The organism is Alteribacter salitolerans, from assembly GCF_016901055.1.
GTDB lineage: Bacteria > Bacillota > Bacilli > Bacillales > Salisediminibacteriaceae > Alteribacter > Alteribacter keqinensis.
In genome coordinates, this window is record NZ_JAFEUX010000009.1 from 32,979 (window position 1) to 54,045 (window position 21,067).

General features: G+C 44.0%; 21 protein-coding genes and 1 tRNA gene. 4 read left to right on the plus strand and 18 right to left on the minus strand.

Annotated features, from left to right (window positions below; genetic code table 11):
* Window positions 1-75: 75 nt before the first annotated feature.
* The gene (locus JSY36_RS15980; protein ID WP_205167122.1) at window positions 76-1,707 is read right to left on the minus strand and encodes a M20/M25/M40 family metallo-hydrolase; all 1,632 of its coding nucleotides are present in this window, start codon (window positions 1,705-1,707) and stop codon (window positions 76-78) included.
* A gap of 583 nt (window positions 1,708-2,290) precedes the next feature.
* On the opposite strand from JSY36_RS15980, the gene cbpB reads away from it, so the two are divergent.
* The gene (gene cbpB, locus JSY36_RS15985) at window positions 2,291-2,740 is read left to right on the plus strand and encodes a cyclic-di-AMP-binding protein CbpB (RefSeq protein WP_122896546.1); all 450 of its coding nucleotides are present in this window, start codon (window positions 2,291-2,293) and stop codon (window positions 2,738-2,740) included.
* A 282-nt stretch (window positions 2,741-3,022) separates the two neighbouring features.
* Window positions 3,023-4,039, plus strand: a complete 1,017-nt coding sequence (gene namA, locus JSY36_RS15990) for an NADPH dehydrogenase NamA (protein ID WP_205167123.1) — start codon at window positions 3,023-3,025, stop codon at window positions 4,037-4,039.
* A gap of 23 nt (window positions 4,040-4,062) precedes the next feature.
* Here the strand turns inward: namA and JSY36_RS15995 are convergent, their stop codons facing one another.
* From JSY36_RS15995 to JSY36_RS16025, 7 genes are all read right to left on the minus strand, one after another.
* Window positions 4,063-4,494 carry an SRPBCC family protein gene (locus tag JSY36_RS15995; protein WP_205167124.1) on the minus strand — a complete coding sequence of 144 codons (432 nt, stop codon included), beginning with the start codon at window positions 4,492-4,494 and terminating at the stop codon, window positions 4,063-4,065.
* 331 nt (window positions 4,495-4,825) lie between these two features.
* Entirely contained in the window at window positions 4,826-5,266 is a 441-nt protein-coding gene (locus tag JSY36_RS16000; protein ID WP_205167125.1) for a DUF327 family protein, read from the minus strand.
* A gap of 83 nt (window positions 5,267-5,349) precedes the next feature.
* A complete protein-coding gene (locus JSY36_RS16005) occupies window positions 5,350-6,156 on the minus strand; it encodes a flagellin N-terminal helical domain-containing protein (RefSeq protein ID WP_122896542.1) in 807 nt (268 codons plus the stop codon).
* Complete coding sequence (gene fliS / locus JSY36_RS16010; RefSeq protein WP_205167126.1) at window positions 6,143-6,580, minus strand: flagellar export chaperone FliS; 438 nt, start codon at window positions 6,578-6,580, stop codon at window positions 6,143-6,145. Before fliS ends, JSY36_RS16005 begins: the two co-directional genes overlap by 14 nt.
* 58 nt (window positions 6,581-6,638) lie before the next feature.
* The gene (locus JSY36_RS16015) at window positions 6,639-6,938 is read right to left on the minus strand and encodes an EscU/YscU/HrcU family type III secretion system export apparatus switch protein (protein WP_183163690.1); all 300 of its coding nucleotides are present in this window, start codon (window positions 6,936-6,938) and stop codon (window positions 6,639-6,641) included.
* Entirely contained in the window at window positions 6,935-9,190 is a 2,256-nt protein-coding gene (locus JSY36_RS16020; RefSeq protein ID WP_205167127.1) for a hypothetical protein, read from the minus strand. Before JSY36_RS16020 ends, JSY36_RS16015 begins: the two co-directional genes overlap by 4 nt.
* Window positions 9,191-9,353: 163 nt before the next feature.
* Window positions 9,354-10,628, minus strand: coding sequence for a DNA polymerase IV (locus JSY36_RS16025; RefSeq protein WP_205167128.1), 1,275 nt, complete (start codon window positions 10,626-10,628; stop codon window positions 9,354-9,356).
* A 193-nt stretch (window positions 10,629-10,821) separates the two neighbouring features.
* Here JSY36_RS16025 and JSY36_RS16030 point away from each other — a divergent pair, with 193 nt between their 5' ends.
* Window positions 10,822-11,022 carry a hypothetical protein gene (locus JSY36_RS16030; protein ID WP_122896538.1) on the plus strand — a complete coding sequence of 67 codons (201 nt, stop codon included), beginning with the start codon at window positions 10,822-10,824 and terminating at the stop codon, window positions 11,020-11,022.
* 185 nt (window positions 11,023-11,207) lie between these two features.
* Here JSY36_RS16030 and JSY36_RS16035 read toward each other — a convergent pair whose 3' ends face one another.
* The 5 genes from JSY36_RS16035 to JSY36_RS16055 form a co-directional block, all read right to left on the minus strand.
* On the minus strand, window positions 11,208-11,717 hold the full coding sequence (locus JSY36_RS16035; RefSeq protein WP_122896537.1) for a MarR family transcriptional regulator: 510 nt from the start codon (window positions 11,715-11,717) through the stop codon (window positions 11,208-11,210).
* Window positions 11,718-12,559: 842 nt separating this feature from the next.
* Window positions 12,560-13,675, minus strand: a complete 1,116-nt coding sequence (locus JSY36_RS16040; protein ID WP_122896536.1) for a M20/M25/M40 family metallo-hydrolase — start codon at window positions 13,673-13,675, stop codon at window positions 12,560-12,562.
* 60 nt (window positions 13,676-13,735) lie between these two features.
* Complete coding sequence (locus JSY36_RS16045) at window positions 13,736-15,286, minus strand: acyl-CoA carboxylase subunit beta (RefSeq protein WP_205167129.1); 1,551 nt, start codon at window positions 15,284-15,286, stop codon at window positions 13,736-13,738.
* Entirely contained in the window at window positions 15,286-16,134 is an 849-nt protein-coding gene (mce, locus tag JSY36_RS16050; RefSeq protein ID WP_205167130.1) for a methylmalonyl-CoA epimerase, read from the minus strand. Before mce ends, JSY36_RS16045 begins: the two co-directional genes overlap by 1 nt.
* A gap of 20 nt (window positions 16,135-16,154) precedes the next feature.
* A complete protein-coding gene (locus JSY36_RS16055; RefSeq protein ID WP_205167131.1) occupies window positions 16,155-17,801 on the minus strand; it encodes an acyl-CoA mutase large subunit family protein in 1,647 nt (548 codons plus the stop codon).
* A gap of 202 nt (window positions 17,802-18,003) precedes the next feature.
* Here JSY36_RS16055 and prli42 point away from each other — a divergent pair, with 202 nt between their 5' ends.
* The gene (gene prli42 / locus JSY36_RS16060) at window positions 18,004-18,093 is read left to right on the plus strand and encodes a stressosome-associated protein Prli42 (protein WP_156906528.1); all 90 of its coding nucleotides are present in this window, start codon (window positions 18,004-18,006) and stop codon (window positions 18,091-18,093) included.
* Window positions 18,094-18,165: 72 nt separating this feature from the next.
* Here the strand turns inward: prli42 and JSY36_RS16065 are convergent, their stop codons facing one another.
* The 5 genes from JSY36_RS16065 to JSY36_RS16085 all read right to left on the minus strand — a co-directional run bounded on the left by JSY36_RS16065 (window position 18,166) and on the right by JSY36_RS16085 (window position 21,061).
* Window positions 18,166-18,672: a L,D-transpeptidase family protein gene (locus JSY36_RS16065; protein WP_205167132.1), complete on the minus strand. Its 507-nt coding sequence runs from the start codon at window positions 18,670-18,672 to the stop codon at window positions 18,166-18,168.
* A gap of 56 nt (window positions 18,673-18,728) precedes the next feature.
* Window positions 18,729-19,697, minus strand: a complete 969-nt coding sequence (locus JSY36_RS16070) for an aromatic acid exporter family protein (RefSeq protein WP_205167133.1) — start codon at window positions 19,695-19,697, stop codon at window positions 18,729-18,731.
* Between the two features lie 149 nt (window positions 19,698-19,846).
* A tRNA-Arg gene (locus JSY36_RS16075) sits at window positions 19,847-19,921 on the minus strand.
* A gap of 95 nt (window positions 19,922-20,016) precedes the next feature.
* Window positions 20,017-20,364, minus strand: a complete 348-nt coding sequence (locus JSY36_RS16080; protein ID WP_122896530.1) for a hypothetical protein — start codon at window positions 20,362-20,364, stop codon at window positions 20,017-20,019.
* 268 nt (window positions 20,365-20,632) lie between these two features.
* A complete protein-coding gene (locus tag JSY36_RS16085; protein WP_122896529.1) occupies window positions 20,633-21,061 on the minus strand; it encodes a BrxA/BrxB family bacilliredoxin in 429 nt (142 codons plus the stop codon).
* Window positions 21,062-21,067: the final 6 nt, after the last annotated feature.

Consider the following 21,067-nt stretch of genomic DNA (forward strand, 5'->3'; position numbering starts at 1 on the left):
CTTCACTTTTATTAAAAACAGCAGCACAGACCGCGGCAGTGGTCTATGCTGCTGTTTTTATTATGATTATAACTTTCAGTCCATTTGAGCAAACACTTCTTTAATTCCTTTTTCCATTACTTTCGGGAGATGATCAAAGGAATATGTCACCTGCAGTCGTTCTGTCCAGCTGTGGGCACCGCGTCCCAAAGGTCCGAAATTCATAACAGGAAGATTGAGCTTCTCCATTGCTTCAAGGGGAAGATCATAGGTTACTTCCCACAGGGGCATATTCTTAAGCATGCTTCCCAGAGAGTCCCGGCGGTCAGGAAGCTGCAGGTAGCTTAAGTCAGAAAGCCCTGGAAAGTATGGGAGATCGGTAACGGTAATATCCTGCACCTGTTCTGCCTCCTGTTTCACTTTTCGGGCTACCCGGTCCACAAGACTGTGCTCCACCGATTCAACAGCAGGATAAAAAGGCGGTGCATAAAACAGCACAATCATTGGAGCGAGGTCTTTACAGAAACCTGCAATGTGATGAACGGTATGAATGGTAACATCCCTGTCATCAAGCTGACTTTCATTCGCCTGAATAAAAGAGATTTGCCGCTTTACCTCTTCTTCCCCGACCTGATTTACCGCATGCTGCCACAACTCTTCGTACGTTAAAATACGGATCTGTTTTTTTTCAGGTTCATAGTCGTGGCTTTTTGCAAAAACCCGCTCTCTTTCATCATAAGCCTGAATAATTCGTTTCGATGCTTTCTCTGCCACTTCCAGAAGTTCCTCCGTTACATCCTTCATTTTCTTTTTCATAAATAATAAGTTAAACAAAACAACGGCAGTATGAGGAATCTGTGTAGAATAATCGCTCTTTAAGTCCTTTTGCAGAAGACTCGTAGGAGGAGGCGTCTTCTGACTTCCAGTTTGTTCTGTGAGTTCAGGATTCAGTTCAAAAGCATCACTTAAATAAGAAGTCATAAAATTCCCATTTATGCCGGAAAACGGTTCAGCTACGTGAGCTTCCTCACCGTAGCAGTAAAATCCCGGCAGTACTTTTCCAAGAGAGCCCCGGTAAACATAAAGGCTTTCGTCTCCCGGAAACCCTGAAAAAACAGGCTCTGTATTCCAGGCCATCTCGTACTTCAGATCATGTTCGTCACTGATTTCGAGTAACTTCCCAACTGCCGCTCTCATCCCGGTAGAGTTCACCTCTTCATCAGGAACGGCAAGCATCAGGAGGTTGCCTTCAAATGCTCCTTCCGCTGCCTTTTCAATCATGCTCATACAAAGTGCGATACCTGCCTTCATATCCATCACACCTCTGCCAAAAAGCCACTCCTCCCCTTTCTCCAAGTCGTTCTGCACATCAGCAGGAAGGTTGTCTTTTTGGGCAAGCATCTGTTCAGTGAGCTCTCTCGGCCTGAAAGCCAGATGCTTCCACTCTCCGTAGTCCTCTACATCAACGACATCCAGGTGACCCATAATAATAAGTGTCTTTTTTGTTTTCTTTCTGCTTTTTACAAGAGCAGAAACAAATTTTCTTCCGTCATCTGTATAATGTGTTTGCAGGTGACTCTCATGCTCTTTAAAGTACTCAAGCCTCTTTAACTGGTAATCCACAAACTCCATAATTCCGATTTCTTCTTCACTGCCCGATACGCTTGCATATTCGCAAAGAGAAATTGTTAGATCTTTTAACTGCTCTTTTGTCTGCCAGTTCCCCATATGTTTCCCTCCACTAAATATCTCTGTATGCCCTATTGATTTCGACCCTTTCTACCGCCTATCCTCTTTTTGCGACAAATTTGCCGCCGGGAAATAAAAGAGTTTTCCTTTTGGTTTTCTGACCTCGGTCGTGATCACTCTGTATCCTTCTTTTTTTCTCTTTTCAACCGTGGCTTTTGAAACAGGTCTGCGTCTCCCCCATTCGAGTGAATCGAGATTATCCCATGTATCATGTGTAATGATCTCTTCTTTATAGAAATATTCATTCCCTGATGGATATTTCTGACATAAATATCTGACAGTCTGTTTGCTGTGCATCATTTTCACCTCAGTAAGAATGTCCAGACCCTCTTTAGGGTGCCTGTTTCTAGTATGGAACTTCCATAAGGAGATTAAACCAGAGACAAGCACGGTTCCCGGATTTTCTCATAACCTAAAATGTAAACGCTTACATCACACATTGACTTTTCCTCCCTGTTTCACTAACATAGTAGAGGGAAGATTAATAAAGATGTTTACCGTTATCCTTTATCTGGGTATTTAATACATGGTAGAAATAAAATAAAGAAAGTGTGCTGCGAAAATGCAAAACCTGCAAGAATATCACATTCTTCAACAACCGATCGAATCCTTTATTATTTCGGCAGAAGAAGTGGCCCACGTTCAACCGGATAATTCACTGGAACATGCACTTCTAGTGCTCGTCAAATCAGGCTATACAGCTATTCCGGTACTCGATACCGCATTTAAATTGCGCGGATTAATCAGTAAAGCACAAATCCTCGACTCCATAATCGGTATTGAAAAGATTGAACCGGACCGCCTTCATAATACTACTGTCACTGAAGTCATGAGTACGACATTTGCCTGTGTGAAGAAGAATTCACCGTTTGAAAAAGCCCTGTCCTTTTCCATAAACAATCCCTTTATTTGTGTGGAAGATGAAAAAGGAGCCTTTTTAGGAATTATTACAAGAAGCAAGCTTCTCGCTTACCTGAACGGTTATCTCCACGATCAGAAAAAAAGAAGCTGACGGCCATGACAGTATTACCGTGTTAAAGGACAATATTGTTTAAAAAAGCGCATTGATTTTAGCCAATGCGCGACACTCCTGAGGAAAAAGTGAGTTCCGGGGAGACGCCATACGTAAAAGAAGCCGGTCCTTAAGAAATTCTCTTATGGACCGGCTTCTTTTGTGGGTCTACTATTTCACTCTCACCGCGCCGAAAATAAAAACAAGCCTTCTCAATTCCCCTCGTTCTGAAAGATATGATAAAGTATCTTTAGTAACACGAAACAATAACAGGAGGTCATTATGACAACAGCATTGTTTTCCCCTTTCACAATAAAAAATGTCACGTTAAAAAACCGGATTGTTATGTCACCTATGTGTATGTATTCATGCGATCAGGAAGATGGAATGGTTAACGACTGGCACATAGTCCACTACACCAGCCGTGCAATCGGCCAAGCTGGTCTTATAATGACGGAAGCCACTCCCGTCACACGCCAGGGGCAAATTTCCCCTCAGGATCTGGCCATCTGGAGTGACGATCACATTCCAGGGTTGAAAAGGCTAACCGATGCCATCAAAGTCCACGGTGCTAAAACAGCTGTTCAGCTTGGTCATGCCGGCAGAAAAGCAATCTATGACGATGAAACCATTGCTCCTTCAGCTGTAGGTTTTGATGAAAAGTCAAAGATTCCAAAAGAAATGACTGAAACAGAAATAAAAGAAACGATTTATGGTTTTAAGACAGCTGCAGAAAGAGCCAAAAAAGCAGGATTTGATATTATCGAGCTTCACGCAGCTCATGGGTACCTGATCAGCCAGTTTCTTTCTCCTCTTTCAAATAAACGTACAGATGAATACGGTGGAAACCGGGAAAACCGCTTCCGTTTTCTTAAAGAAACAATTGATCAAGTAAAAACAGTGTGGGAAGGACCATTGTTCGTGCGGATTTCAGCTGATGAGTATCACCAGGACGGCAACAGTATGGACGATATCACTGCTTTCTCAAAAAGGATGTCCGAACTCGGGGTTGATCTGATTGACTGCAGCACCGGAGGAATTGTCCGGACCCCGATTGAGGTCTATCCCGGCTACCAGATTCGTCATGCAGAGACTATAAAAAAAGAAGCCGGCATTGCTACCGGGGCTGTGGGTCTCATAACCACCGGGCTCCAGGCAGAGGAAATCCTTCAAAACAAGCGTGCAGATCTCATCTTTATCGGCCGCGCTTTCCTCAGAGATCCTTACTGGCCAAGAACAGCCGCAAATGAGCTCGGTGTGGAACTGGAGCCTCCCCGGCAATATATACGATCATGGTAGGGTAAAAGTAAAAAACACGAACCTCATAAAGGCTCGTGTTTTTTTATCTGTTTTTTCCGATCGAAGAACATTCCGTACAGCATCAGTTTTATAATAGGAGCCGGAATCCAGGAGCTGAATTCCACTTCATCAACCATTTTCGTTTTACTTCCTTCAGAAACAAAGCGGTGTGTATGAGTCCATATTCTGAAGGGAAAAGGGGCTTTTTCTGCAACATCAGTAAAAAAGGCTCCCTCTTTTACATCAATGATCCTAGCCTTCCATGTAAGGGTCAGTACAACAAAATTCAGTTCCAGGTTCACCCTGGCACCTTTAGACACTTCTTGATCCCCCGTTACCTTTACTTTTGGAAAGCCTGTAATCTCTGCCAGGTTTGTATTTTTTGAAAAAAAAGCCCAAACTTCATTCAAAGGCTGGTTTATGGTGGTTTCGAAGCAGAATTTCCCTTTAAACATGAGCTCACCCCATTTTTGTTTCTATTTATTTACTATACCCTGGAAATACAATTTGGGAGGTTTTCTGCCCCCATAATAATGTCAGCTTCGTTAAACGGAATACACTCCCTTTCGCGGACTCGCGGCAAGCCTCCGCAAGGAAGTGCCTCTTCCTCTCACAAGACTCCACAGAGCTGGTCTGACCCCTCTTGCCGGAGGAACCCCCGGCCTTTCTGCTTCAGCACTCTTAACTCAAAAGACCACCGTTCTTACGAAAACAGCCTTTAATATAAAATGAAGAGCAGCGGATGTGCAAAGAAAAGGAGTATCTATATAGTTTTACGTGCCTGCCTTATGCATAAATGCTCACAAGCAGTCCTTTAATTTCCCCTATGGCACTTAATACACTCAGACCTTTTTTCTGCTCATTCAATACGGTGTCGGTTAAATCGAGAAGCTGACTGTCCACTTCACGGACAATTTTATACACTTTCGTACGGCCCCTCCTGTTGAATCCTTTTCTTTCTTCAAGGCTGAGACCGAGTTTTACTGCATCGTCCATAAACGCCTTTACCAGCTGTTTGTATTTCCTGAGCTCATCAACTGTACGGGACTCGGCGAGGGTTTTTCCCTGGTCATCAATTTTTTCGAGGAGGTGATGGAGTTTTTCATACGCCTGATTATCACGGCCTTTTTGCATCATTTCCTGAAATGTGACCTTCGCTTCGGTACCTGTTTTTTTAATATCTGCTTTTCCGGTTATGTTTGTTCTGGCTACTCTTTGAATATCCACTGCCATTCCTCCAGGTTTCCTGTCTGTTTTGATTATAAAGAAAACCCGGCTTCCCGCCAATAGGCAGCCAGGTTCCACTAAGATTATTGCAGTAATTGAAGAACTCCCTGAGGGAGCTGATTTGCCTGTGCCAGCATGGCAGTTGCTGATTGATTCAAAATGTTATTCCGGGTAAACTCCGTCATTTCCAAAGCCATATCAGCATCACGAATCCTCGATTCGGAGGAAGTGAGATTTTCGTGTGTCACCTGGAGATTATTAATGGTATGTTCGAGCCGGTTTTGAACCGCACCAAGTTCAGAACGCAAATCTGAAATTTTGTTGATTGCTGCATCCAGAAGAGTAATTGCCTCCTCTGCCCCTTCTTCTACATCGATTTGATTTATACCCAGTTTTTCTGTGTTCATTTCATCAATATTTATCGTTACGGTCTGGTCCGCATTGGGTCCAATCTGAAAAACAAAGTTCTCTGTCGTTCCATCCAGCAGTGTCTGGGTATTAAATTCGGTTTTTTCAGAGATACTGTCTATCTCTTCTACCAATTGCGTAATTTCTTTTTGAATCTGTTCTCTGTCCTCAGGCGTATTTGTGTCGTTGGCCCCCTGTACCGCAAGTTCTCTCATTCGCTGCAGCATCGAATGTACTTCTGTAAGTGCACCTTCAGCAGTCTGGATCAATGAGATGCCGTCAAGAGCATTACGTTCTGCTTGTTTTAATCCTCGGATCTGGGATCGCATTTTTTCAGAGATGGCAAGTCCTGCTGCATCATCTGCAGCCCGGTTGATACGAAGACCTGATGAAAGTTTCTCAAGGTTCTTCGATGTCTTGGTCTGGTTTTCAAACAAGTTACGATAGGCATTCAATGCCTGAATGTTGTTATTGATTTTCATATTTTATCTTCTCCCTGAAATTGATAGATTGCTCATAGGCAAGTGACTGTTTTTTCATTGTTGCAGACCTGGTGTCCTTATTATTTTCGATCGCCTGACTCCATGCGTCAGTAACTGCTTCTATGATAGACAGTGCATGATCAATTTTCACGGTATCTTTCTTCAGATTCGCTTCAAGGACGAGAGTGGATATGTACTGGTATAAGGACTCAAGCTGGTCTGCAACAATGCCGGCTTCATAGTTCAGTCCGGCCCCGAGCCTTTGCAAGATGTCAACTGATTTTTGCAGATGAAGGTTGGCTTTCAAGTAGTCAGCACATTCGATATTTCCTTTTCCTTCTTCTAGGTTATTTATCAGCGCCTCGTACAACAGAGCTGTTATTTCCTGGGACGTTTTTTTATATAAGGCTTCATTACTAATCATGGAGGGTTCTCCCTTCAGAACGTTTCTCTTTCTTATATCGGTTACACCTCCGATGAGATTAATAGCTGTGATCGATTTCTTCGATCAGCAGAAGGATTTCAGCCATGACAGAATATAGTTGTGGAGGGACCTGATCCCCCAGGTCCAGATCCAGAAGATTCGCCAGGAGGCTGGCATCCTCCTCCAGAGGAATACCATGTTCCTTTGCGAGTGCAATAATCTGACCGGCTACTTCACCCTTCCCCTGAGCAACTACCAGAGGAGCGTCTCCGGCCGATTCATCGTACTGCACCACTGCGGCTGAAGGTCCATTCGTCCTCTTTCGTTTAATTTGATTAAAGTGCTGGCTGACGATCATATTTTATAATCAAACCCTTTCTGAGTAGCCTGAGGCGTAATTTTTTTAGATGGAACAGCAGGTGTATCTTTATCGTGAAGGGGTTTAAAGTGAATATCCCCGGCTGTATACCCTACTTGTTCAAGTCGTTTTAAGCAGGCTTTTGTAAATGGTTCAAGCTTGTGTTTGAAACCAGGCAGATCATTTTTAAGCGTAATGTTAAGCGTTCTGTTAGTCACCTGAAGGGATATCCCTATTTCCCCCAATTTCTTCGTTTCCATCAGGAAATAAAGGTTGCAGTTTTCCCAGTCCAGCTGATCATTGTATTTATTTCTGCCATTAATAAACACCTGCAGATTTTCAGTCTGACCCTCCAGCAGCACGGGTAACTGCAGAAGCAGGGACTGAAGGTTCGAGTGCTGTGAGTCACTTCTGGCAAGAAGCTGCTGGCCTGTTGAAGTCATCAATACCTGTTGCGCCTGATTACGCCCACTCTCTTCATCACTTTTAATCATCTGCAGAAGAAGCCCTCTTACGTTTTTCTGGTTTGCCTCTTCTATATTTCCTTTACCTGCTGCCAGAATTCTTGCAATTTCTGATTCACGGGAATACCCCAGCTGCCTTATTCCTTCAAACACCTGCCGGCCGGAATGATCATTTTGAACAAGAGATCTTGCCGCATCCTTTACATAGGAATTCAGCCTGTCTTGAACTGGACGTTTCTCATGCCACTCAGCCTGCTGTGAAGCAAAATGCTTCACTTTTGTATCCGCAGGTTTAAAGTTCAGAGTGTTAACTGTCTGTTGAACCTCTTTGATGAGCTGTCTGGCCGAATGATGTTCCCCTCTTGCAATAAGCTCCTTTGCCCGGGTAAGCTGACTGCTCGCTTCCAGCATCCGCCGTTCAGTCTTCATATCTGCGAAAAGAAGCCAGTCACTTTTCATTAATGCTTTATCAAGCTGATGGATAACGGTTTCCAGCATCGGTTTTGCCTGTGCAGCAGTGCGAACGTGCATCATAATATGTGCGATCCGGTCCAATTGTCTCGAAACATCTCTCTGCATCAGTTTGAAATCGTCGGTGGCAAGAGCCATCCGTTCTGATACAGTAGTAACGACATAGTCTTTTGAAGTTACCGGAAGGGTGGATAAAAAATCATTGTCAAGATAACGGCCAGGATCAGGACGCGTACTGCCGGCTCCGGAAGACTCTGCCGGGAGGGATGTGCTGCTGAGCGCCTCCAGGGCGCCTGCTACAACCTGTCTTGCCTTGAGTTCACGCCCTTTTGCCGTAAACGTTTCTGCCTGAATGATCTGACCTTCCAAAAAAGTCCTCTGTTCTGTTGTTAAAGAGCTATGTGCCAACTCCCGGATCTTTGATACTGCTTCTTTTAAGCTAGGTTCATTAACCAGTGCGTTCTGCATATGCCCGACTGCTGTAACTGGAAATACGTTGTTGCTCTTATTTAGAACGTTCGCCAGGTTATCCACAAGATTTAACGCATCAAGCCCCTTTCCGCTCTGAATCAGACTGGTTATTCGTTGAGTCAGCTCCGAAATACTGCGTTGGTGATTTCCATGCAGATTTTGTTCCAGGAGTGCTCTTTTTAAGTTCTGGATTGTACCTTCCACTGCCTGACTGTTCCGGATTTTGGAACGGAGATTTTCAATGATTTCGCCGAATGAGCCAATACGGGACGTGGTGCTTTTAGCATCCTTCATCTCCTGTATTTGTGTATTAAGAGCCTTTTCGTGGAGAGATTGATGTAAAGCCAGTAAATGTGACCGGACAGGCTCAAGCTGTCGCCTTGCAGCCTGATCGATCGTTTCCATCCGCTGATTTACCGTCCCCTGCCCACGCTCCACGTATTGCTGCAGCTCTCTAACATTCTCTTTTGTCAATTCCGCTCCGGCAGTTAAAAAACGCTCTGCAGCAGCTCTGAATTCCGGGCTCGGATCCTTTATGCCTAGTTTTGACAGTGTTTTTTCAACCGATGGTCCACCGGAATAAGAAGAGGAAGAAGCAGCCTCTGTAATTACTCTGACACGGATGCCTTCTTCTGTTTTCCCGGTTATTTCTATTGATGCACGGGAGGCCGCAGGTACACCGTTGTCAAAAGAAGCGGTCATCTTCTGCCCTCTGATTGATACAACTGCTTCCCTGTCAGATTTTCTATCCGTAATTTTTGCTTCAACTATATCTCCACGGCTGAGTTGTACATGCCTTTCATTTCTGCCGGACTGGCCGTTTACCGCCTGTGTATGTATATTCATACTATCGTTCACCTCTTTATTGTCAGCCATTATATCGGCAGTTCCGCTTTCGTTCTGAAGAAAACAAAATAAAAAAGAGGTTGACTCAAAAGGTTGGCTTATACCTTTTGAATCAACCTCAAAGCAATGAGCAACATCAGTTACGGGATTTTTTTACATCGCCCTAGTCATTATCAAACAAATTATCTCTTAAAAAGTCTTTTTCAAGGCTTGTTCCTCTCCTTTTCTGATCCCTTAATTGGTCACTTCTGTCTTTAGACAGCTGGGCACCTTTTAAAAGAATGCTTTCTCCAAACTTATCCCGAATCGAATCAACAGCACTTGAAAGCTGATGATCTTTAATATCTTTTTTGTACGAGAACAAATCAAGCTGTTTGTAGGCATAATCTTTCTCTACAAGATCCATAGCTGTGATACCGAGTAATCTTACAGGTTCATGGGTCCAGTATTTCTCGAAAAGAAGCCATGATGCATCAAACAGCTCCTGGTGTGACCGGACAGGATATTGCAGTTTCCTGCTTCGTGTAATCGTTTTTCGATCATGATAACGAATGGTTATCTGAACATTCCAGGCGTACACTTCTTTTTTTCTCATCCGTCTGGCTACTGAATCTGCAAGATTCATCAGAACTTTCCTCACCTTTGCAGAGTCCGTGATATCTTCCGGCATTGTCGTTGAATTGCCAATACTTTTAAATTCATTTACAGCATCAGGGTCAACGGGCCGAAGATCAATACCGTTTGCTTTTTCATGTAACCTGAGCCCGCCAATACCGAGCCTTTCTTTCAACTGATCAGGATCTGATTGTGCAAGGTCGCCAATTGTAAAAATACCGTACTTCTCTAATTTCTCTGCCGTCTTTTCCCCGATACCGTGCATATCTTTGGTTTTCATAGGCCAGAGGATATTTTTAATTTCACGTTTTCTTAAAACGGTTATTCCCATCGGCTTTTTCATATCACTGGCCATTTTTGCAAGGAATTTATTCGGTGCGATCCCGATACTCGAAGGGAGATTTAATTCTTTCACCAGTCTTTCCTGAATCAACTTTGCAAGGGAGAGTGCGTTATTTGTCGCTGCTTCGGTAACATCCATGTACCCCTCGTCTATGGAAACCGGTTCAACCAGAGGAGTGTATTCATACAATATCCGAAACATTTCCTGAGAAGCTTTCCTGTATTTTTCAAAATCCGGCTTACGGACAACAAGTTCAGGACACTGTTTTTTTGCTTCCCATAAAGGCATTGGAGGTTTTACTCCTTGTGCCCTTGCCTGATAGCTTGCCGTAACGACAATTCCTTTTCTTTCTTTTGCATTTCCGGCAATTGCAAGGGGTTTCCCTTTGAGCCCAGGGTCATATGCCGCTTCAACAGAGGCATAGAAGCTGTTCATATCAACATGAAAGATAATGCGGCCTTTCCTCCGGTTGTGGTTCATGGTGATTCCCTCCTCCCTCCATCATGCGTCTCCCTGCGGAAAAAATCAAATGATGGAAGTTCCCGGACATAAAAAAACACCCCTGCATTTAATGAAAGAATGTCTTGAATCCTATGAATAACAGCTTCGGGCTTTCATGAATGGTAAAGTATGTTATGATAGATAAAACCCACATGAAAGGTGGTCATCGAAAATGACGGAAATTGTCCGAAACCAGACCATCTATGATTCTGTTCTTTACCTTATTGTGGAAACTGTGACCCACTACGCGGAAAACGAATGGCCTTCACCCTCTATAGAGCAACTATCAGATAAGATAGGTTATTCTGAGGAGTTAATCCTTGAGTCTCTTGAATACGGAGAACTGATAGAGCCAGTCGGACTGCTTCAATAAGCAGCCGCCGGCTCTTTTTTTGTTTCATCCAGAATAAACGCCTAATGATAATATTTCTGTCACTGAGCACTCATATTGTACAAGTGAGCCTGGGACTTCCCTCTGGCAGCATCAATCAGAACTTGAACAGGTTCAGCACTAAGAGTCCGTTTTTCTGAATATAGGCATCTTCGATAATTAAAAAATCAGGCTTTTCCGGAGGCTGATGTTTTAATGTCATACTCCTTCGTTGTTGTTTCTACCCAGTCTACAAATTCATCACCATGAAAATGGCGGTTCGCTTCCCGGTGGAATGATACCAGCTGCTCCATAAATCCAGGGTTTTTCTTTTGGTATTCCTCTATGAAATCAAACAGCTCAAAGGATTCTTTTTGTGTCTGCTGACGTTTGACTTTGCCTTCCTCAGTCAGAATGACATAAGAGACCCGTAAATCTCTGTCGTCTTTTAACACCTTAACGTACCCTTTACCCACCAGCCGTTTAATAACCTGCATTACTGTGGAACGGTCCCACAGTCCTACCTTGGCTATTCTTGAAATTGATGCTTTTTCTTCTAAGTATACGATCCACATAATATGTTGTTCAGCTAATGTGAGACCTAGATCCCGCGCACTGGTCTGCCATTCTTCTTCCAGTGTTTTTGCCATGCCTCTGATATAATTCATTAAAAGATGATTATTCCGACTCACTGTCATGGGGTCACTTCTCCTTAGCCTAAAAGTTTATATAGAAAAGATTCTTAAATATAATACCATATTTCGCCAAATGGCGTGTCGAATACCACAAAATGTCACACTTTTTCACAAATGCACAACTCCACACGAGGTGTTCTCTACTGTTTACCCGATATAGTAAAAAGATAACAAAAAGAGGTTGACTCAAAAGGTAAATTTTACCTTTCGAGTCAACCTCGAAGCAATTAGTGGAGCCCCTGCTCTATTTAAAAAGCTGCTTTCGTATAGTTTGTTGCTATTGATCTAAACACATAAGGCCTACGTGTCCTCCGATTTCTGCGGTGGTGCTGGCAAGCCCCCTCATGCTTCGCGAGGCCACTGAAAAAGTACTTTTTTTTAAATAGACTCAGAAAAGTCAGGTGTTGATTTCCGCTCATTGCACTTTCCGCGGGCGGCTCGATCCTCAGCGCTGCGCGCTTGCGGGGTTTCCCCGGAACTGGCTTTTCCCGAAGTAGTGTTGCGCATTCGCTCCAATCAATACTTTTTTATAACGACAATGACTTTTAGCACATCAAAAAATCAAAACCCACTTTATGTTGCAATCAGAGCCCTAAAGTGGTGACCTTATTATCGGACTTTGACTTTTTCAGTGGCCTCCTAAAGCTTTGCGGGGCCTTTCCTGGCCCCTACTACCCCAGGAGTCTCGGGCACTGAGGCTTTATTATCCCGTTCACGAAAGGAGCATTTTTTCCAAAAACAGCCATTTAAAAAGCTCGGCAGGAATGGGTTTTCTCCTGCAGTGACCTTTTAAGACAACTTCTTTCTTCTTGCCTTTTAACTGAATCCACACTCTTAACCTTGTTTTATCTGGCTGCTTCTTCAATAAGAGCAACAACAAGTTCGGCCGTTTTAACTAATTCCTCAATCGGCATACGTTCATTGGTAGTATGAATTTCCTCATACCCTACGCCAAGGTTAATGGTTGGAACGCCGTGACCTGCAATAATGTTGGCATCACTGCCGCCGCCGCTTTGAAGCAATTTAGGTTCTCTCCCCACAGCTTTTGCAGCACGCTTCGCCGTTTCAACAATGGCGTCGCCGTCTTCGTGTTTAAAACCTGCATACATCACATCGATGTCTACTTCTGCCTTGCCGCCCATTTCATTTGCAGCTTCTTCAAAAGCCGCTTTCATTTTGGCTGCTTGTTCTTCCATTTTATGACCCACAAGAGAACGTGCTTCTGCAAGGATATCAACACGATCACAGACAATATTTGTCTGGCTTCCACCTTCAAAACGCCCAATGTTTGCTGTCGTTTCTTCGTCAATACGTCCAAGAGGCATCCGGGCAATCGCTTTGGATGCAATTGTGATGGCTGAAACCCCCTTTTCAGGAGCTACACCGGCGTGAGCTGTTTTTCCGTAAACGGTCGCTTTAACTTTTGCCTGTGTGGGCGCTGCAATAATAATGTTTCCGACTTCTCCGTCACTGTCGAGTGCAAACCCATATTTTGCAATGATATCCGTTGGATCAAGAGCTTTTGCCCCTACAAGACCGGATTCTTCTCCTACGGTAATAATAAATTGGATTGTCCCGTGCTCAATGTTATTTTCCTCAAGAACGCGGATTGCTTCAAACATCGCAGCCAGTCCCGCTTTGTCATCAGCACCAAGAATAGTAGTTCCGTCAGATTTTATGTAGCCATCTTCCTCAACGGGAGTCACACCTTTCCCCGGTACAACCGTATCCATATGTGAGGTAAAGTAAATCGGATCTGTATCACTTTTTCCTTCAAGTGTGCAGATGAGGTTTCCAGCTCCATGTCCTGTGACAGAAATAGTATCATCTTCTTTCACGTGTACATCGAGAGCCTCGAATTTTTCCTTAAGTACTTTTGCAATTGCTGTTTCATATTTTGTTTCGGAATCAATTTGAACCAGCTCTTTAAACTCATCAACTAAACGCTGTTTGTTAATCATGTAAAAGCCTCCAATATGCCTTATTTCATTTTTAGTATATCAAAGGAACCATCAAATGTCCTACAACGGGATATTCCCGTGCTTCTTTTTAGGACGGTCCTCTGATTTTCTTTCAAGCATTTCGAGACTCTGAATAAGTTTCTGCCTTGTTTCACGGGGATCGATGACATCGTCCACCATTCCATTAGCTGCTGCAACGTATGGGTTGGCAAATTTCTCCCTGTACTCCTCAATCTTATTTTGTCTTGTTTCCTCCGGTTGTTCACTTTCGTTAATCTCTTTTGCAAAGATAATATTTGCCGCACCGTGAGGCCCCATAACAGCAATTTCAGCATTCGGCCAGGCAAATACCAGATCTGCACCGATGGCTTTACTGTTCAAGGCAACATAAGCACCTCCGTACGCTTTTCTCGTTATGACCGTAATTTTTGGTACAGTTGCCTCCGAGTAAGCATAAAGAATTTTTGCACCGTGACGGATTATACCGCCATGCTCCTGTTTTACCCCTGGGAAAAATCCTGTAACATCTTCAAACGTGATCAGAGGAACGTTATAACAGTCGCACATCCTGATGAATCTGGAAATCTTGTCAGAAGAGTCAATGTCCAGTCCCCCGGCCATTACTTTTGGCTGGTTTGCAACGAGACCGACTGAGCGGCCGTCGATTCTTGCGAAACCAACCACTGCATTTTTGGCAAATGATTTTTGAACCTCCATAAAAGACCCTTCATCCACAACCATTTCAAGAACCTTCCTGACATCATAAGGCCTTGCAGGATCAAAAGGTACCACATCCGGCAGATCGTAGAGAAAATCGTCCTCATTACCATTATGCTCCTGCCGTGGAGGCTTCTCTTCATTATGCTGCGGCAAGTAACCGAGTAAGTCTCTCACCTGACTCAGGGCAGCTTGTTCCGACTCGCAGGAAAAATGAGCGTTTCCGCTGATCGAGCCGTGAACAGAGGCGCCGCCTAATTCCTCTGCACTGATCTGCTCTCCTGTTACTGTCTGGATGACTTTCGGTCCTGTAATAAACATCTGGCTTGTTTTTTCAACCATAAAGACAAAATCTGTTATGGCAGGAGAGTACACAGCTCCTCCTGCACAAGGCCCCAGGATGACACTGATCTGAGGGATTACACCTGAATAAATAGAGTTACGGTAAAAAACATGTCCGTAACCATCAAGGGAAAGTACCCCTTCTTGAATTCTGGCGCCTCCTGAATCATTCAGGCCGACAAAAGGTGCTTTGTTTTTTACTGCAAGGTCCATGGCACTGGCAATTTTTTTAGCATGCATTTCTCCAAGGGCTCCTCCATAGACAGTAAAGTCCTGGGCAAAAAGAAAAATAAGCCGGCCGTTAACTTTCCCGTATCCGGTAACAACACCTTCTCCGGGAGCCGATCCTTTCTCCATGCCAAAATCCAGGCACCGGTGCTCAATGTAGGGGTTTAATTCAACGAATGTGCCTTCGTCCAGAAGGAGATCGATTCTTTCTCTGGCAGTCAGCTTTCCTTTTTCATGCTGTTTCTCAATACGTTCATCCCCACCGCCGAGCTCAATTGCACGCCGTTTATCATAAAGTTCGTTAATCTTATCATACATGTCCATTACGACTTCACACCTTCTCCCTTTCTCGTCGGATCACAAAGTTCAACAAGTACACCGTTGGCCGCTTTAGGATGTAAAAAGGCAATAGGGTACCCGCCTGCTCCTGTTTTGGGTATTTCATTTAATACAGGAAGCCCCTCTTTTTTAAGCTGCACAAGGCGTTCCTCCAGAGACCCTGTAGAAAAGGCCACATGATGAATCCCTTCCCCTCGCTTTTTCAGGAAAGCTGCTACCGGACTTTTTTCATCCAAAGGTTCCAAAAGCTCCAGTTTCGTATTCCCAACCGGAATAAACGCGACTCTTACTCCTTCTGACGGAACTTCCACTACTGCCTCGGCTTTAAGATGAAGGTGATCAGCATAAAACGTCATCGCTTCATCAATATCTTTTACTGCAATACCGATGTGATCAACTCCTGACGGCGGTGCAAGAAGTTCTTTTGATAACCCCTGCTTTTCCCGGACCGCCTGTTCAATATAAGCGGCTACAGCTTTCGTTGACGTGCCAGGTGTAAAGATCTTTTTGATCCCGTTTTCTTCCAGTTTCTTTGCATCCTGATGAGGGATAACCCCTCCTCCGAACACAATAATATCCTCAGCCTGTTCTTCTTTTAAAAGTTTCAGCACCTCGGGGAATAACACGTTATGAGCTCCGGATAAACATGAAAGACCAATGGCATCCACATCTTCCTGCAAGGCTGCTCTGACAATCTGTTTTGGTGACTGGCGAAGCCCTGTATAGATAACCTCCATCCCTGCATCCCTTAATGCCTGTGCAATGACCAGCGCTCCTCTGTCATGACCGTCCAGTCCCGGTTTTGCAATTAATACTCTTATTTTTTTTCTCATATGAATTACCTCCTCTGCCCCTATCCTTGATACTCTCCAAATACCTCTCGCAACGTGTTGCAGATTTCACCGACCGTTGCGTACTCTCTAACGGCTTCTTTAATATAAGGCATAAGATTTGCGCTGCCTTCTGCATGAAATTTAAGCTCTTCCAGTGCCTTTTTCACTTTTGTATTATCACGGGTTTCCCTGAGCTCATTCAGCCGGTTATGCTGATCGCTTACAAAGCTCTCGTCCACTTCAAGTAATTCAGGCTCCGGTTCTTCATCGAGCTGGTATTTATTTACCCCGACCACTATTTCCTGTTCGTTCTCAATCTTTTTCTGGGTTTCATAAGCCGTTCTGCGGATTTCACGCTGCATATACTGCTGGTCAACAGCCGCAACGGCTCCTCCCCTGTTTTCAATTTCCTTAATATATTCCTGCGCTCTTTTTTCCATCTCATCGGTTAGGGATTCAACGTAATAAGAGCCTCCCAATGGGTCAATCGTATCGGCCACGCCGGTTTCGCTTGCAATAATCTGCTGTGTACGAAGGGCAATTCTGGCTGAGTCTTCAGTCGGCAGAGCGAGAGCTTCATCTTTGGCATTTGTGTGAAGGCTCTGAGTACCGCCCATTACAGCTGCAAGTGCCTGAAGAGCTACACGGACAATATTATTATCCGGCTGCTGGGCAGTGAGGGTTGATCCTGCCACTTGTGTATGAAATCTCAGCTGCCAGCTTTTTTCGTTCTTTGCTCCATACTCTTCTTTCATAATCTTCGCCCACATCCGTCTGGCAGCTCTGAATTTCGCCACTTCTTCAAAGAAATGGTTGTGCCCGTTAAAGAAAAAGGCAAGTCTCGGTGCAAATGTATCTACATCAAGCCCGGACTCCAATGCTGCATCAACATAGGCTTTCGCATTGGCAATAGTAAAGGCCAGTTCCTGTACGGCGTTCGATCCCGCTTCCCGGATGTGATAACCGCTGATTGAAATTGTGTTAAATTTAGGCGCATGTTCCGCACAGTATGAAAAGATATCAGTTATGAGTCTCATGGAAGGTTTCGGTGGGAAAATATACGTCCCCCGTGCGATATATTCTTTTAAAATGTCATTTTGTATGGTCCCTTGTATTTTTCCAGCCGGCACTCCCTGCTTTTCTGCTACAACCATGTACATAGCCAGAAGGACAGCTGCCGGGGCATTAATGGTCATCGACGTACTTACTTTATCGAGGGAAATCCCCTCAAGAAGCTGCTCCATATCCTCCAGTGAGTCAATGGCAACACCGACCTTCCCAACTTCTCCAAGGGCCATTGCATCGTCGGAATCGTACCCGATCTGAGTAGGAAGGTCAAAAGCAACACTCAGACCTGTCTGACCTTGTTCAAGAAGATACCTGAAGCGGCGGTTCGTTTCTTTTGCGGACCCGAACCCTGCATATTGTCGCATCGTCCAGTGACGCCCCCTGTACATCGTACGGCGGATTCCCCGCGTATATGGAAATTCACCGGGAAGGCCAAGTTCCGTTTCATAAGAACCGGTCAGTTCATCAGGTGTATACACCCGGTCTACCGGTATAGCGGATGATGTCTCAAAACGCTCAGAACGTTCCGGTCTTTTCGCTGTTTCATTTTCAGTCTTTTCCTGCCACTGCTTAAAATATGACGACTCTTTTGTTTTCATAAGTGGGTGACCTCCTTAGATCAATAACCGCATTAAAGAAAGCGCTAACATACTATACTTCGATTTCGACACCGTTAATTCCTTCTCGTCAAAAAATTCAATGTGTTCCTATCATAACCAGTACCTTTGGATGACCCCTTGTATAAACCGGAAATTTTTATTAAAATATGATATATGACTTCTTGTAAGGAGGTATTCACCTATGCCCCGAAAAGCACGCAAAGCCATTATTTATATGATGATTGCAATTATGTTCCTTGGTACAGTAATGATGGGAGCAACAATGTGGTAAAAATAATAAACCGGGAATAAAATGAGGCTGCATCCAAAGAGTTCTTCTTTGGATGCAGCCTCTCTTTCGTTCCTATTCAATTGCCCCGTAATCAATACCAATTTCCTCAAACGTCCTGGAATCGTTTATCACCAGAATTTTCATTCCCACAGGCACTTCCTGAAACAAGAACTCAACATCTTCGTTATTCATCCTGATGCATCCTGCAGTAACCGCGCGGCCGATGGACTCAGGGTTGTTCGTACCGTGAATACCATAAATCCTTCCGTCCGTATTCAACGCATCAAAACCGAGCCACCTTGTTCCCAGAGGATTGTTTTCACTTCCGCCCGGAATGTCTTTTTTCCGGTAGTATGGATTCTCTGCTTTTACAAGCAGGTTGAATTCACCCTCAGGAGTATCATCGCCTTCCTTTCCAATGGCAACAGGAAAAATATTTTTTATTTCCCCTTCGGATATATAAGCCAGTTCATGACGTTCTTTATTCACAACCACGTACGGATCACCCGGAAGCGGGTTTTCTCCCAGCGGCCAGACCGGCGAGACAATCAGAAGACACGCTAACACCACATTTATCACATTACCAGCCCCCGGTCCGATTTTTTATTACTATTCATCTAAAACCGGTTTCGTATTCACTTAAACATGGCGTAGGCTTTTTTGGGTTTGAACTGTCTTTTAATAATCAGGTATTGCTCAATTTCTTTAATCAGCTGATGAAGAGCCGACCTGGTCTCAAATTCATCTCTTGTCTCCGGGAGAGCCATGTCTTTAAAAGACTCCTGCAGCTCTTCAAGCCTCTCAATAAACAAGTGAGCTGTATTCTCAGGATGGACGCCTTTACTCAGTTCTTCAAGAAAATCCGCAATCATTTCCCCCTGTTTTACTTTAATGTCAATAGAAGTTAACAATGGCATCATCCGTTCAATGATATCAAGCTGCTTTTCCCTCATTTTAAAATAATGATAGTAAAGGTCTTCGTATCTCAAAACGTGATTTTCCAGGTTATCAAGGGATATGCTTTTCGCCCGGTGGACAATATCTGCCGCTTCAGTCAATTCTTTACCTGACCAAGCGTTATCGCCTTCTTTTACGTAAACCGAAAACTCATGAAGAATCCTTCTGATCTTATCCTCCAGTTCACTCTGGAGTCTGAGAAGTTCCGTTTCCACACTGGGCATGTATATATTCATAAGCAATGCACAGCCGATTCCGATCAAAATCAGAGCGAGTTCGTTTACTACTATCGGACCGCTGATTTCCTTAAGCGTATAGATATGTAAGATAATTACGGTACTTGTTACAATACCAGCCTGTACTTTTAACATGAGGGTGGTCGGAATAAAGAGTAAGAGCAACAGCCCCACACTGAGTGGATGATATCCCATTACTTCAAATACAACACCTGCATAGACGAGGCCGATCACGCACGCCAGCAGACGGGCCCAGGACATCTGAAAAGACTTTTTCTTAGTCTTTTGTATACAGAGGACGGTGATGATGCCTGCAGACGCATAGAAGTCTAATTGAAACCACTGGGCAGCCGCAATAGCCAGAGCAGCTCCAAGTGCGGTTTTCAGCGTTCTGTACCCGATTCGAAACACACAATCCCCTCTTTTCTGATTTATCGTTTAGTATAGGAATCTATACCCTTTTTAAACGATGCAAAAATTAAATTATTTGTCTGTTTACTATTTCACAATAATAATACAGAAAAACCTCCGTATATACGGAGGTTTATGTATTGTTCAGTTGGCGCGCCCACCAGGATTCGAACCCAGAACGCGAGAGCCGAAATCTCGTGTGATATCCATTTCACCATGGGCGCCTGCAAAAACGGAAGCACGTTCCGTTTGCACTATTGAAGTATAGCAATAAACTAGAAAGGAATCAAGATTTATTTTTACACTTCAAAGAAAAATTTTACACTTCTTCATCAAACATGTTTTCAAACCGTTCGTTCATCTGCTCATCGCTGTATCCCATTTGACGAAGTCTTCCGGCGAAGTTCTGAGCCCACAGCTTAAGACGCTGTGCCATCTTTTTATACTTTTTGGTGCGTGTCCCTTTTTCTTCTTTCGCACGTCCATCAGCATTTGACATAATGTTCTCGGAGATGAACAATCCTCTCCACACATCTTCTTCGTCAAATTTATCAGCATTTGCATTAAAGTTATCAATTACTCTTTTATAAAAGTCATCAAACTGATCAAATGGAATCTCTTCATCCATGTTTAAGTATGTATGAATTTCTTTGTAAAGCTCCTGCATGACTGACACTCCTTTTCTTTTTCGTTGGCTCTGTTAAACTGAGTTGTTCATTTACGCTCATTGCAGAGGAGACGCAGGTGAGCTCGTTGCAGAGGAGACGCAGGTGAGCTCGTTGCACGCATATGAATTACCCCTGCTTCTTTTTCTGCAAGTTATGCTTCGCAGCTTTCTGCGTCGACGCAATTCGCAGCTGATACTTGACGCTCATCGCTAACGTGAGAATTATAGCATAAATAAAAGGAGGCTTCCACCTCCTTTTACCTTCGTATTACCCTTTGAAGTAAGTATCAAAAGCCTGCTCAAGCTTCTGAACAACTTCAATCGGTTCATGTCCTTCAATCTCGTGACGCTCAAGCATCGTTTGTATCTTCCCATCCTTCATGAGTGCGAAAGAAGGTGAAGACGGCTCATATCCCTGAAAATAGTCACGTGCACGGGCTGTAGCTTCACGGTCCTGGCCCGCAAAAACAGTTACATAGTGATCTGCCTGAACTTCATAATTCTTCATATAATGAGCTGAAGGGCGGGCAATTCCACCTGCACATCCGCAAACTGAATTTATCAATACCAATGCTGTGCCACCCTTGCCGAATACCTCATCTACCTGCTCGGGGGTTGTAAGTTCTTCGTAGCCTGCCTCAACCATATCTTTACGTGCTGTCTGAACCACATCATTCATAAATAGCTGAAAGTCCATATGTGA